Source organism: Bacillus sp. FSL W7-1354 (assembly GCF_038002405.1).
GTDB classification, from domain to species: domain Bacteria; phylum Bacillota; class Bacilli; order Bacillales; family Bacillaceae; genus Bacillus; species Bacillus paralicheniformis.
On the sequence record NZ_JBBOCL010000001.1, the window covers coordinates 79,837 to 93,387 of the forward strand.

General features: G+C 47.1%; 13 protein-coding genes. 7 read left to right on the top strand and 6 right to left on the bottom strand.

All coding sequences use genetic code 11. The features are described from left to right. The first annotated feature begins 350 nt into the window (after positions 1-350). The gene (locus tag MKZ04_RS00475; protein WP_025811807.1) at positions 351-1,178 is read left to right on the top strand and encodes a C40 family peptidase; all 828 of its coding nucleotides are present in this window, start codon (positions 351-353) and stop codon (positions 1,176-1,178) included. Positions 1,179-1,226: 48 nt separating this feature from the next. On the opposite strand, the gene MKZ04_RS00480 is transcribed toward MKZ04_RS00475, so the two are convergent. Beyond that, positions 1,227-2,105, bottom strand: a complete 879-nt coding sequence (locus tag MKZ04_RS00480) for a LysR family transcriptional regulator (RefSeq protein WP_341045026.1) — start codon at positions 2,103-2,105, stop codon at positions 1,227-1,229. Between the two features lie 110 nt (positions 2,106-2,215). Between MKZ04_RS00480 and MKZ04_RS00485 the strand changes: the two genes are divergently transcribed. The 5 genes from MKZ04_RS00485 (at position 2,216) to MKZ04_RS00505 (ending at position 8,592) form a co-directional block, all read left to right on the top strand. Further along, positions 2,216-3,307: a citrate synthase/methylcitrate synthase gene (locus MKZ04_RS00485; RefSeq protein ID WP_341045028.1), complete on the top strand. Its 1,092-nt coding sequence runs from the start codon at positions 2,216-2,218 to the stop codon at positions 3,305-3,307. A gap of 121 nt (positions 3,308-3,428) precedes the next feature. Next, positions 3,429-4,493, top strand: a complete 1,065-nt coding sequence (locus MKZ04_RS00490; RefSeq protein WP_341045029.1) for a PQQ-dependent sugar dehydrogenase — start codon at positions 3,429-3,431, stop codon at positions 4,491-4,493. A gap of 82 nt (positions 4,494-4,575) precedes the next feature. Next, complete coding sequence (locus MKZ04_RS00495; RefSeq protein WP_328066547.1) at positions 4,576-5,445, top strand: SDR family oxidoreductase; 870 nt, start codon at positions 4,576-4,578, stop codon at positions 5,443-5,445. A gap of 138 nt (positions 5,446-5,583) precedes the next feature. Then, positions 5,584-6,942, top strand: coding sequence for a sodium-dependent transporter (locus MKZ04_RS00500; protein ID WP_020450728.1), 1,359 nt, complete (start codon positions 5,584-5,586; stop codon positions 6,940-6,942). Between the two features lie 21 nt (positions 6,943-6,963). Further along, positions 6,964-8,592 (top strand): pyridoxal phosphate-dependent decarboxylase family protein, encoded by a 1,629-nt coding sequence (locus MKZ04_RS00505; protein WP_328066548.1) that lies wholly within the window; start codon positions 6,964-6,966, stop codon positions 8,590-8,592. 36 nt (positions 8,593-8,628) lie between these two features. Here MKZ04_RS00505 and MKZ04_RS00510 read toward each other — a convergent pair whose 3' ends face one another. Continuing rightward, complete coding sequence (locus MKZ04_RS00510) at positions 8,629-9,516, bottom strand: AraC family transcriptional regulator (protein ID WP_328066549.1); 888 nt, start codon at positions 9,514-9,516, stop codon at positions 8,629-8,631. A gap of 77 nt (positions 9,517-9,593) precedes the next feature. Beyond that, positions 9,594-11,003 (bottom strand): MocR-like pyridoxine biosynthesis transcription factor PdxR, encoded by a 1,410-nt coding sequence (gene pdxR, locus MKZ04_RS00515; RefSeq protein WP_341045031.1) that lies wholly within the window; start codon positions 11,001-11,003, stop codon positions 9,594-9,596. A gap of 112 nt (positions 11,004-11,115) precedes the next feature. Between pdxR and MKZ04_RS00520 the strand changes: the two genes are divergently transcribed. Beyond that, a complete protein-coding gene (locus MKZ04_RS00520; RefSeq protein ID WP_095289894.1) occupies positions 11,116-11,550 on the top strand; it encodes a GNAT family N-acetyltransferase in 435 nt (144 codons plus the stop codon). Between the two features lie 28 nt (positions 11,551-11,578). On the opposite strand, the gene MKZ04_RS00525 is transcribed toward MKZ04_RS00520, so the two are convergent. Genes MKZ04_RS00525 through sigM form a run of 3 tightly spaced genes read right to left on the bottom strand, consistent with a single transcriptional unit; the run spans position 11,579 to position 13,411 of the window. Then, on the bottom strand, positions 11,579-11,869 hold the full coding sequence (locus tag MKZ04_RS00525) for a hypothetical protein (protein ID WP_003180123.1): 291 nt from the start codon (positions 11,867-11,869) through the stop codon (positions 11,579-11,581). Further along, positions 11,857-12,927 carry an anti-sigma factor gene (locus MKZ04_RS00530; protein WP_011197691.1) on the bottom strand — a complete coding sequence of 357 codons (1,071 nt, stop codon included), beginning with the start codon at positions 12,925-12,927 and terminating at the stop codon, positions 11,857-11,859. Before MKZ04_RS00530 ends, MKZ04_RS00525 begins: the two co-directional genes overlap by 13 nt. Beyond that, positions 12,920-13,411 carry an RNA polymerase sigma factor SigM gene (sigM, locus tag MKZ04_RS00535; protein WP_011197692.1) on the bottom strand — a complete coding sequence of 164 codons (492 nt, stop codon included), beginning with the start codon at positions 13,409-13,411 and terminating at the stop codon, positions 12,920-12,922. The genes MKZ04_RS00530 and sigM overlap by 8 nt, the downstream gene beginning before the upstream one ends. Between the last annotated feature and the right edge of the window lie 140 nt (positions 13,412-13,551).

Consider the following 13,551-nt stretch of genomic DNA (forward strand, 5'->3'; position numbering starts at 1 on the left):
TTTTAAAGCGCAGCGACGTCCGTCACTATGCAGTTTTACGAGTTAATAATAAAAATGTAAAATAAAGTATTTAACACTATTTCTAGTATTGTAATTTTGGCTGCAGGAAAGTGCGAAAATGTAGTATTTAAGTTACTTTTGAAATGTAAATGAAATATTATCGACCCTTAAAAAATTTTTTTAAAAACGAATAATTAAGGAATTTGACTTAGTAAGTCAAGACTATACCTGATGGAAACCCCTCCTTATAATAGAAACAGAGGAAGGCTGAAGCAGCCGTTCTCAAAAATCATGAAACTGCTAATTTTTGCCTTTAAAAATATAAAGAATTCTGCTAGTGGGAGGACAACATGAAAAAACAAGTAATAACAGTAGCATCAGCGGTTGTTTTAGGCTCGACTTTATTTGCGGGAGCGGCTTCCGCGCAAACCATAACGGTGAAAAAAGGGGATACGTTATGGGGATTTTCGAAGAAGTACGGTACAAGTATCAGCAAGATTAAACAGGAAAACAAGCTGAAATCCGATATCATTTACATAGGGCAGAGGTTGTCGATCAATGGAAGCAGCTCATCGTCTGCAAAAGCGTCGCAAGCTTCATCAGCTACGCATAAAGTGGTCAAAGGAGACAGCCTTTGGAAAATTTCTCGGACATACGGCATGACCGTCAATGAACTGAAGTCTCTGAATGGTTTAAAAACAGATTTAATCCGGATCGGACAAGTATTAAAAGTTAAAGGGACGAAAAGCGTAAAAGCTGCATCAACGACAAAGCCTTCTTCTTCAAGCAAAACAAGTAAGGCACCTGCGCAAACCTCTTCAGCGCTGAATACGTCAAAGCTTGTTTCAGATGCAAAAGCCCTTATCGGAACGCCTTATAAATGGGGCGGAACATCTACATCAGGATTTGACTGCAGCGGATTTGTCTGGTACATCCTCAATAAACAGACAAATGTGGCGAGAACGAACACAGCCGGTTACTGGAATTCGATGAAGAGCGTATCAAGCCCTGCAGTAGGTGATTTCGTATTCTTCACGACATATCAGCCGGGACCTTCGCATATGGGGGTTTACATCGGAAACAATCAATTCGTTCATGCCGGTTCTGACGGCGTAACGATCAGCGATATGACAAACAGCTATTGGAAGCCCCGCTATCTTGGAGCAAAACGCTTCTAATGTTGCAGGGACAAGCCCGTTCATCATGATGAACGGGTTTTTTTCCGTTTAGAAACGGAACTCGGCTAAAAACGCTAAAAAGTGTTCGACCTTCTCATTATCTTTCAGACTAATTGCATATCCCCCTGCAACAGGAAGCTTCATGAAATCGCACGGCACCTCTATTAATCTTCCTTCCATCAGCTCGCGGCGCACAGTCGACAGCGGCAAAAATGATATACCGAGTCCTTCTGAAATAAATCGTTTCGTAATATGCGTTTGGCTTACGAGCATTGTTCTGACAAACGGAAATTTGATCCTCAGCTGCCTGACGAGGTCGTCCCAGTATTCGGGGTGATTATGGGTCAACAGCAAATATTCTTCAAGCAAATATTCGACATCGAGCGGCGGCGCTTGTTCTGAATCGCGGCCGTCATGAGGGGCAACCAAAATCACGGGATCGCTGTACATGGAATAGCAGTTCAGGTTTGACGATTGCACGTTTAAGCAGCTTAATCCGATATCTGCATGGCCGGCTGAAATCAGGGGAGCGATTTCAGCTGATTCGGCGATCTTTACTTTGATCTCCGAATTCGGATGCAGCGCTGTGTATTTTTTTAATACAAATGGGAGAATCGTATCGGCGATAAGCGGTGAAACCGCTAGATTCAATGTCTGCGAATAGCCCTGTCTGATTCTGTGAAGCTCTGCCATGCTCGATTCATAGTCTTCCAGCAGGCGAAGGGCGAAAGGAAGGTAAGCGCGGCCTTCTTTCGTTAAATGAATGCTTCTTCCTTTGCGGGTGAACAGCTGGCACCCGAGTTCTTCCTCAAGCAGTTTAATTTGAACGGTGACGGTCGGCTGAGAAATAAATAAGGTTTCCGCCGTCTTTCTGAAATTTTCGTATTTTGCGGCAGTAACAAAGGTATGAAGCCATTTAAAATCCATTGCAGTCCTCCTGATTAATTTTGTTAATCAAAGACATCAATATAATTCAATATTTTTTAAATATTATATCAACTATAATGATATTTACAAAGGAAAAAGGAGGAATTGATATGGTTTATCATGGATTAAAAGGGATTACTTGTGTTGAAACAGCCATCAGCCGCATTGACGGTGAAGAGGGAAAGCTGATCTACAGAGGGTACAATGCTGATGAACTGGCGCTTACATCCACATTTGAAGAAGTCGCTTATCTGATACTCAACGGGTCATTTCCGACGGAAGCGGAACTCAGCCAATTCAATGAGATGCTCGCTTCATTCCGTGTGCTGCCAGAAGCATGCCAGCGATTGATCCGCAGCCTTCCTGCCGAATTAGACGATATGGCGGTTCTTCGCACGGCCGTTTCTTCATTCGGGGATAAATCGTTTGCGTTCAAGCCGACAATGGAGCAGGCTCTCAGACTGATAGCAGCCGCCCCGTCGATTATCGCCTTCAGAAAAAGGCTGACTGATGGCAAAGAGCCTGTTCAGCCGCTGGATGAGCTTGGCTTTGTGGAACATTATTTTTACATGCTGAAAGGAAAGCGCCCGACAGAAGCTCAGAAAAAAGCGCTCGAAACGTACATGATTCTTGCGATGGAACACGGCATGAACGCTTCAACCTTTTCGGCAAGGGTTACGGTGTCTACGGAATCCGATCTTGTTTCTGCCGTCACATCTGCACTTGGCACAATGAAAGGACCTTTGCACGGCGGAGCGCCGTCAGCGGTTACCGATATGCTGGAAAGCATCGGGGAAAAACAGCACGCAGAAAGCTATATAAGAGAGAAGCTTGAAAAAGGCGAGAGACTGATGGGATTTGGACACCGCGTCTATAAAACGCATGATCCGAGAGCGAAGGCTTTAAGGGTGAAAGCTGAGGAAATTGCCGGGGGCGACCGGGATATCGACCTTGCTCTTCATGTTGAAAATACGGCGATCCGCCTTTTGGAAGAATACAAACCGGGGCGCAAGCTTTATACGAATGTCGAATTTTACGCAGCGGCTGTCATGAAGGCGATCGATTTTGATGCCGCATTGTTTACCCCTACTTTTTCGGCAGCGAGAATGGTCGGCTGGTGCGCCCATGTGCTGGAGCAGGCTGATAACAACATGATTTTCAGGCCGTCGGCTAAATATATCGGGGAATTGGTTTCTCAGTAATGCGGACACACGCCTTCTCAGCGAAGGGCGTGTTTTTTAATAGATTTTTGTATGTTTAAGTAGGGAATTATGCCGGTGTTCTTGAATGTATTCATCAAGAAAATCCTTTAAGGGGGAGACGATGAAAAAAGGATTCCTGATGTTGATCATGCTGTTTTTTCTGAGTGCATGCTCGGAAGGCCGGGATTTTAATGCTGAAAATGAAGCGGCGGCGACAAAAGAAGGCGGAAGCGGCGCCGAGGTCATCGCAGAGCGCTTGGATGTGCCTTGGACGATCGCTCACACTGGCGGGATTTTTTTCATTACCGAAAGAAACGGGGGAATCGTATCCATTGCCGAAGGCAAAAAGGAGCGCATGCAGCTTCAGCTGAAAAAGCCCGTTCATCAAGAAGGGGAAGGCGGGCTGCTCGGATTTGTGCTCCATCCTGATTTTAAAAACAATCAGGAGGCATACGTTTACCATACATACAAAGACGGGAGCCATCTGAAAAACCGGATCGTAAAATTGACGCTTGACCGCCTTACTTGGACGGAAACGGAGGAGCTGCTTGCTGATTTGCCAGGAGGCGTGATTCATAACGGCGGCCGGATGGCGATCGGGCCCGATCAAAAGCTGTACATCACGACAGGCGATGCGGGGGAAAGGGAATGGGCCCAGCAGCCTGAAAAGATGGCGGGTGTGATTTTAAGGATGGAGCTTGATGGTGCGGTCCCTGCTGATCAGCCTTTTCGCTCGTCTTATGTATACAGCTTTGGACACCGCAATCCGCAAGGCCTCGCATGGATCGGCCGGCAGCTTTACAGCTCCGAACACGGGCAGTCTGGACATGATGAAGTGAACAAAATTGAACCCGGAGCCAATTATGGCTGGCCGGTGATTGAGGGAAGCGATGAGAAGCGGGGAATGAAAGCGCCGCTCATCCATTCGGGAGAAAAAACGTGGGCCCCATCCGGTTTAGCGCAGAAAGGGGATGTCCTCTATATGGCCGGGCTGCGGGGAGAGGGGGTTTTCCGGGTCGATCCTGCGGAAGCCAAAGCGGTCAAATGGCTTGGCGGATACGGCAGAATCAGAGATGTAAAAGTAATCGGAGATGATCTGTATTTCATTACGAACAATGGCGACGGAAGAGGCGAAAAAAAACAGACAGATGACCGGCTCATCCGCGTGCCTCTGCCTGACCAGTAAACATGTCTCGCTGAGTTCTTGCGTTTAAGGATGCCGGTATCGTGGTAACTGTGCACTAAACAATGGTGAAGAGGTGAGACGAATGAATCCGGCAAACAGACAGACGGATGGACAGAAAGCGCAAAAACAAGAAAAACAACCCGGGGTTGAGCACAAGATGGTGCCCCTTCCGCTCTCGGAAGATCGCGACTACAAAGGAAGCGGCAAATTAAAAGGAAAAACCGCCATTATTACCGGAGGAGACAGCGGAATCGGCAGAGCGGCCGCCATTGCATACGCCAAAGAAGGTGCGGACATTGCCGTCATGTACTTGGACGAACACAAGGATGCCGAGGAAACGAAAGAACGAATCGAACAGGAAGGCGCAAAATGCCTCTTGATTCCCGGAGATGTCGGGGATGAAGCACATTGCAAAACATCTGTCGAAAAAGCGGTGAATCACTTTGGCAGACTCGACATTCTTGTCAACAACGCTGCCGAACAGCATCCGCAAAAAGGGATCGAAGATATTTCGACCGAACAGCTTGAACAAACGTTCAGAACGAATATTTTCTCCATGTTTCACATGACAAAAGCCGCGCTCCCGCATTTAAGGGAAGGAAGCGCGATTATCAATACCGCATCGATCACAGCTTATGAGGGCAGTCCGGCGCTGATTGACTATTCGAGCACAAAGGGTGCGATTGTCGCGTTTACCCGTTCGATGGCTGCATCCCTTGTCAAAAAAGGAATACGCGTCAACGCGGTAGCGCCGGGGCCCATTTGGACGCCGCTCATTCCGGCTACTTTTTCGCCGGAAAAAACGGAAAAACACGGTACAAATACGCCGATGGGAAGGCCCGGACAGCCTTCTGAACACGCTGCGGTGTATGTTCTGCTCGCTTCAGACGATTCTTCTTATATGACAGGACAGACGATCCACATCAACGGCGGAAGATATGTGACGACATAAGCTTTCAACCGGCTGCTATTGTAAGGCAGTCGGTTTTTTCTGTTTATTTTTTCGGAAAAATAAGAATTTGAAAGATCACTTTCAAAAAAGCTGCCCCGTAAGAGATAATAGAAACAGAAAGAGAAAGGATGTGTATGAATGAGCGATCGCAGAATGACAGCAAAATGGGCATCCAAACTTGGATTTGTTCTCGCTGCAGGGGGATCCGCCATCGGCCTGGGGGCGATTTGGAAGTTTCCCTATGTGGCTGGAACGAGCGGAGGAGGCGCATTTTTCCTTGTATTTGTCCTATTTACGATCCTGCTGGGATACCCCTTGCTTTTGGGGGAATTTATATTAGGCCGAAAAAGCCAATCGGATGCTATCGGCACCTATCAAAAAATAGCGCCGGGGACGCCTTGGGTGATCACAGGCTGGATCGGAATCGCCGCCTGCTTCCTTGTTCTGTCGTTTTACAGTGTGATCGGCGGCTGGATTTTGCTTTATATCATCAAAGCAGTAACCGGTTCATTGTCGGGTCTCACGCAGGACGGATACGGGGAGCTCTTCGGTTCGATCATCCAAGATCCGCTGCAGACACTGGCAGCGCAGCTTGCGTTTATCATCATGACGATCCTCGTCGTGGCGAAGGGTGTGCAAAAAGGAATCGAGCGCGTCAGTTCGATTATGATGCCGCTATTATTTATTTTATTTATTGCGCTCGTTTTAAGGGCTCTGACGCTTGAGCATGCGATCGACGGCGTGCGTTTTCTGCTTGTGCCCGATTTTGGCAGCCTGACGCCGCAGGCGATTCTTTTTGCGCTCGGACAAGCTTTCTTTACGTTGACGCTTGGCGTATCTGTGATGGTAACGTACAGCTCCTATTTGTCAAAGTCACAAAACCTTCCGAAGTCGGCGGTCTCGATCGTGATCATGAACCTTGCCGTCACGCTGCTTGCCGGTTTGGCGATTTTTCCGGCCGTCTTTTCATTTGGGCTTCAGCCCGATCAGGGTCCGACTTTATTATTTACGGTTCTGCCGGCAGTTTTTGACCGGCTTCCATTCGGGATGCTGTTTTTTATCGGATTTTTGACGGCCTTTTTATTTGCTGCCCTGACTTCGGCTTTTTCGATGATTGAGATCATTGTTGCCGCTATTACAAAAGGCGATCAAACAAAAAGGGGAAAATGGACGTGGGCGATCGGCCTTTTGATTTTTGCCGTCGGCATTCCTTCCTGCTTGTCTTACGGAGTGCTCGATGAGCCGTTCATTTTTAAGAAGACGTTTTTTGATGCGGCGGATTATGTCGTCAGCAATATTTTGCTGCCGCTTGGCGCGCTTTTTATTTCGATTTTTATTCCGCTGAAATTGTCCAAACACGATCTATATGAAGAAATGAAAAGCGGATCAAAAGCGGGGAAAGGCTTTTTTATCGTGTGGTTTTATCTTCTCCGTTTCCTTGTGCCGCTTGCAATTGTACTTGTCTTTTTAAATTTAATCGGAGTGTTTTCATTTTAAAAGATCAGGAGATGGGTGAATATGGTGTTAGACTTTCAACAGATGTTTCCGAGCGAGGATGGCAATCACGAGGCGCGGTATCAGCTGCTGGCATTGCTTGAAGCGGTATTGGCCGGAATGGACAGGCTGAAGGATCCCGCCCGGATGACGCTTGGCCGCGAGTCTGAAGTTTCCTCTGACTACTATCAAAGCGTCATTGAAGAGGCCGCCTTGCCGGAAAAAGGCTTCGGGGCGGAAAAAAGCGTTGAAGAGCTATTGAAATTGCTTGACGGCCACCGTTTTTTAAACAGGCATTATGTGGCCAACGCGACACCTTTGCCGAACACCGCCAGCATCGCCGGGAATCTTTTAATGGTTCTTTTAAACGGAAACAATTTATGGGATGTCGACGGCACCGCTGCAGCCAAGGCGGAAGTGCAGATCACGGCGATGCTTTCGGACATTGTCGGCTATGACAGGCACAAGAGCGGCGGTTTTACCACATGGGGCGGGCAGGGAGCTGTTTTTCAGTCGCTCAGGCTGGCGATCGCAAGCGCGTATCCTGAAGCGAATCAGCAAGGAACGCCGCATCACCTGTACGCGTTCTGTTCAGAGCTTTCGCATTTCAGTCTTTACAAATCGATGGAAGCTTCCGGAATCGGGACGGACCATTTGATCAAGGTCAAGACGAATCGCGATCATTCGATGGATCTGGCCGATTTGCGGGAAAAAATGCAAGCCGTGATTGAAAAAGGCGGACATCCGATTTATGTATTGGCAACGCTTGGCACAACTGACTCATTTGGCATCGATGATTTGGCCGGTATCAAAAAAGTGACTGAGGAAATAGAGGCCGCCTACGGTTTGCCTCCTGTCTATATTCATGCGGATACGGCGATGGGCGGGATGTACGGTTTTTTTAACAGATACGATTTCATCGGAAATCCGCTTCATCTTGAAGATGAGGTGCTTGAGACGCTTGCCCGCTACAAAAAACATTTTCAGCATTTGCACCTGGCGGACAGCTTGGTCTTTGATTTTCATAAACTTGGACAAACGCCGTATATCACAAGCCTTTTCTTGGTGAAAAACCGTGAGGCACTGAAAGTCGTTGATTTGGATCCGGATGAGACGCCTTATGTCGGTAACAGAGGGTTTGGCAGCTATCATACGAGCTATACGCTAGAGTGTTCGCGAATGGGAAGCAGCATACCGATTTATGCTTCTCTGCTCGCATTCGGAATCGAAGGCTACCAGGAGATCTTGGCCAATTACATCAGAGTTAACCTGGCATTTCGAAAAAAACTCCTGCAGGCTTTTCCGAATGCAGCCGTCACCAATGATGTATCACCTGTAACGACATTCCGCTTCTATCCGGGAAATGTCCGCTACGATGAAGAAATCAGCGGCGCCATCATGGAGGAAGAAGTGCGGAATATTAACAAATTCAATGAAAAAATCGCCGAAACATTGGGAAGGCACCGCAGTCACACCTATTTTGGCAGCACGAAAAAGCAAACATACGTTTATCCTGCTGACAGCCGTTTGCCCGTGCCGCTTTATGTCCAGAAATTCTACAGTGTCTCGCCTTACACGACGGTTGATACAATTGACCATTATATCGCCTTTTTAAAAGCGCATGTTGAACCGTCCGATGTAGCAGCCGGATAAAATTTAAACGGGAGGGTTAAACCTCCCGTTCTTTCTTTAGTCTTTATATGCGGTTCTTTTTTGGACAGGTATCCATATTTCGCTTTTAAACGTTGGGGAGCTGATATCTTGATCCTGATTCCAAAGGATTTCCGGCCCTTTCGTTTGCTCGTAATGTGAAGACGGGAACCATTCAGCATAAATGCGTCCCCAGACATTTTGAAGGGTGTCCGGAAACGGACCGGCCGCTTCAAATACAGCCCATGTCGAGGCGGGAACTTCAAGCTGTTCATAGCGGTCCGGGCATTCCTTCGTTGTCGCTGCACCGATATAATGGTCAAGTTCTCCCTGCTCTTCCATCCGGCCTTCGGAGAAGTTCGCTGATGCTTGAATCAGTCCAAGCGGCTCGACATTTGACAGCTCTTTTAATTCAGCGATGTTTTCACTGCTTAAAGCTTTCCACATCGAGGCGATTTCCGGATTGATTCCGTGAAAGACGACAGGGACCCTTTTTTTGATTCCAACGATCCGAAATGCCTTCTTTTCTACAATACGGTAGTTCATTTCGTTTCCTCCTCTAATTGTTAACTGGAAGGTCATCGGAGGATATGCTTTCAGTGTGCTGATATCGTGCCTTGCCTCTGTCGGCGTGATGCCGTGCAGCTTTTGAAATGCGCGCGTAAAAGCATCCGGCGAGTGATAGCCGTATTTCACAGCGATATCAATTACTTTTTGATTTGTGTTTTTCAATTCAAACGCTGCAAGGGTAAGCCGCCTGCGGCGAATGTATTCGGACAGCGAAACCCCGGCAAGAAAAGAAAACATCCTTTTAAAATGATATTCAGAGCAGTAAGAAAGCTTCGCAAGCGTTTGAAAGTCGATACTGTCCGCCAAGTGTTCTTCAATATACGCCATGGCTTGATTCATGTTCTTCAGCAAATCCATTTGATGACCTCCTATGTTTACAAGAATAGCAGGAGCAGAATCCCGGCATCCGACTTTCCGTGCCCGATTGTGCAGGATCATTCCCGAGACTGTCCGCCGCTCAACCATGCTGTCTTCAGCTTTTTGATGCCGTCTGCGATGCTTTTTTCAGAAAGTCCGCCAAACCCGAGGAGCACCGCGTGGGTTTCAGGAGGAGTCACATACGAGACAGAGGCTGGATATACTTTGACCCCTTTTTCCAGCGCTTTTTGGGTCAGCCACTCTTCGCTCGGGGCGTCTTTCACCTCAAGGATGATGTGAAGGCCGGCGTTCTCTCCTCTGACTGCGGCATGATCGCCAAATTCACGCTTGATGGCATCAAGGAGCGTTTTTCGCTTTTTTCGGTAGAGTGTTCTCATTCGGTTCAAGTGCCTTTGATAATCCCCGTTTTTCATAAAAAAAGCAATGGCATGCTGTACATGGCGGGAAACCGTTTGTTTAAATAAGGATGCCATGTTGAGCCCCTCTTTGACGAGCGGAAAGGGGAGAACCATATAGCTGATCCTGAGGGAGGGAATCAGCGATTTTGAAAAAGTCCCTAAATAGATGACCCGGTGGTTCCGGTCGAGTCCCTGAAGGGAAGGAATCGGCTGTCCCGCATAGCGGAATTCCCCGTCATAATCGTCTTCAATGATATAAGCTCCGGTCGATGCTGCCCAGTCAAGCAACTGCAGCCTGCGGCCGATCGGCATGATCATTCCGAGCGGAAACTGATGGGACGGGGTGGTGTATGCGAGCTGCGGCTGATATTGTTCAAGGTCTTGCACGGAAATCCCGCTCTCGTCGACTGCAATTGGCACCACATTGAAGCCGCCGGTTTTCAGGACCGTTTTCGATCGATGAAATCCGGGATTTTCAAATCCGGCGGTTGTGCCTTTAGGAAACAGATGGCACAGCAACTGCAGTAAAACCGGTGTGCCGGCTCCGATAATGATTTGCTCGGGTGAACAGACCACGCCGCGCGATTCTCTGAGGTAAACCGCAATCATTTTCCGCAGCGGAAGATCTCCGGCCGTGGGGCCGCTTTGAAAAAGTCCGTGCCCTGATTCATCAAAGGTTTTGGCGAGCGTTTTTTTCCATAGGGAAACGGGAAATGACGCGAGGTCTACATGGCCGTGGTGAAAATCGATCATGTCCGCCGCCGTCTCATGTTCTTCCAGTTCTTTTTCGGCAGGAGGAGGTGCAGCCTGTGCAAAGTCTCCTTCCGCTTCGGCCGCATACCAGCCCTTTCTAGGCTTGCTGAGCAGATATCCTTCTGCAGCCAGCTGTTCATACGCGTGTTCAACGGTTGTCAGGCTGATATTTAAATGTTTGGCAAGCATTCGTTTGGAGGGAAGCTTTGTTCCAGGCTTTATGTACCCCGAATGAATGCTTCGTTTGAAAAACGCGTACAGCTGCTGATAAAGCGGCTCGCTGCCGCTGCGGCTTAAAAAGGGGGTTATATCCATTCAATCATCCCTTTCAATTCATCTGGTATGTATTATTTTATCAAAACTGGCCATTTTAAAAAGGTCAGTTTCCGGGTTAAAGTAGTTTCATAACCAACAGAAGGGAATGACGATGTTGCTCGATTGTAGGGAATTGCATTGTGAAACAGAGCTCAAGGAAGTCTATCCGATTATGAGACAGCTCCGCCCCCATTTGGATGAAACGTCTTTTTTGGAGCTCGTCAAAGAAGCTCGGGAGGCTGAAAGCTACACATTATTTGCGCTGTACGACGGTGATATTCCGGTGGCTTTGGCCGGCTTTTTGCCGAGGGTTTCTTTGAACCAAGGCCGGCATGTTTGGGTAGCGGACCTGGTGACGTGTGAAAAACACCGTTCAAAAGGCTATGGAAAGAAGCTTTTAGGCGCTGTTGAAGAGTGGGCCAAAGGGAACGGATTGGCTTCAATCGCTTTATCCTCAGGCTTACAGCGGGCAGACGCTCACCGTTTTTACGAAGAGAAAATGGGGTATGAAAAAGCGAGCTACCTATTTCGCAAGGCTCTGAAATGAAAAACTCCCCGGTATAACCGGGGAGTTATTAAAAGCCGAGCTGCAGATTCGTATCGATGGAGACGATGGTCCATACGCAAACGAGAATGAAAATGTTCAGGACGACGCCGAGAAATCCGAGACCGGTCCGTCCTTTTTTTATGAACAGCTCGATAATTCCGAGCGGAACGGCGGCCATCGCAAAAGGAAGCATCTTATACGAATATGCGATCGTGTCGCTTAAAATGGCCAAGTTTAAGACGAACAGGGACAGAATGGCCGTGCCGACAGACACCCATCCAAATACGTTGTGCTCCTTAAAGATTCTTACCAGTTCCATAATTCCACCTCACCTACTTTAGCTGCTTTGACAGGCCCTTTTTTGATCAGCCGTTCAACCTCTTTTGACGGTCCGGTAATGACGGCTCCATACACGTTCACACCATTCTGTTCCACATAGTCAAGCCGTTTGGAAAGCTTCAGGTCTTTCCTGCCTGAAATGGTTTCAGCCCATTTCTTGTTCTTGATCATGTAGGAAAGCGCCGCTTTAAACTGCTCGTCATCGTTTTCGGCAGGTTGCTGAATTTCAAAAATCCGGTTTGAATCTTTTCCGGGAAATCCGATCGGCTCTGCGTATGGATGATCTTTTAAATCGCCCTCTGTTTCAATCGCATTCCACAGAACGCGAACATCATAGCCTTTTAATTTTTCATACAGCTCCTTTGTCGGGTATGCTTTTTCAAAGGAAAGGAAAGCTTCGGTTACGGTTCCGTCAGGCAGCTGTTTTAAAATCGACTCGGCTTTGGACACTGATTTTTCTTTGATGCCGTCAGGGTAGACAAAATGACGTTCTTCTTTTGAAAGCTCCTGATTGTATTGATGAATCTGCGGAGACTTCAGCTGATCGAAGAACATTTCCACTTCTTCATTTCCAACTACTTTTGTGACGTTTCCGATTTGCTTCTTTAACGGGAACTGTGTTTCGATTCCAAAGAGTTTTACTTTGTTGACAAGGGCTTCAGTATCGACTTGAATATTCGGGTTTGTGACGGCAACTGTCATTGAAGCGGTTTGCACCAGTTCATTCCCTTTGCTTTCATGCCCGCCCAACCCGTAGTATAGATAGCTGCCGAGTGTGCAGATCGGCAGAATAATAAGCGTAGAAATAACAGCAAGGGTGGAAATCCGCATATATGATTTATTTTTTCCGTATCTTAAAATCGCTTTTTGCTTTTCAGGACTGATCGCCAAATCCCAGTCTTCGTCTTTCATTTCCTGTTCCAGCATGTCCTGGTATTCTTCAAGCTGTTCAAGCTCTTCTTCGACCCGGAGCATTTCCGATTCGGAAAGTTCGCCGTTTTTATATTTTTCCCAACGTTTTTTAAAATCTTCATTCATCGTTAACACCTCTGTTGTAAAGTGCTTTCAGCCGCTGTCTGGCACGAAATAAAACACTTTTAAAATTAGCCTCTGAGATATTCATCAAGCTTGACGCTTCCTTGTAGTTCAATTCTTTTAAATAGTACAGCGTAAGCGCTTCCCGGTAGTTATCGGGGAGCTGGTTCATATATAAGGTTAACACTTCCTTGATTTCGACCTGGTGAGCAGGGCTTTGCACCGCGTTTTGAAACAGGTTTCCGATCATGTCGTCAGAAATCGTCACTTCCTTTTTATGCTTTCTGACATAGTCGATAAACGCATTGCGTGCCACTTGAAAAAGCCATGGCTTCACTTTGCTGTGGTCGTAAGAATGGATGTGTATGTAAGCTCTCATAAAGGTTTCCTGAAGCAAATCCTCTGCTAGATGTTTATCTTTCGTCATGGAGAGCAGGAACCTGTAAACATCATTCATATACATTTGGTAAATTTCGTCGATAGTCACTGCCTTTTCTCCCCTCTATGTTATAAACGCATAAGAAAGGTTTGAAGTTGCACTAAATATGCCCACGGCTCATTTTTCCTCCAATTTCTTACCTTTAAAATCATCTACCCTATATAATAACTGAACACGTTCAAAAAAAC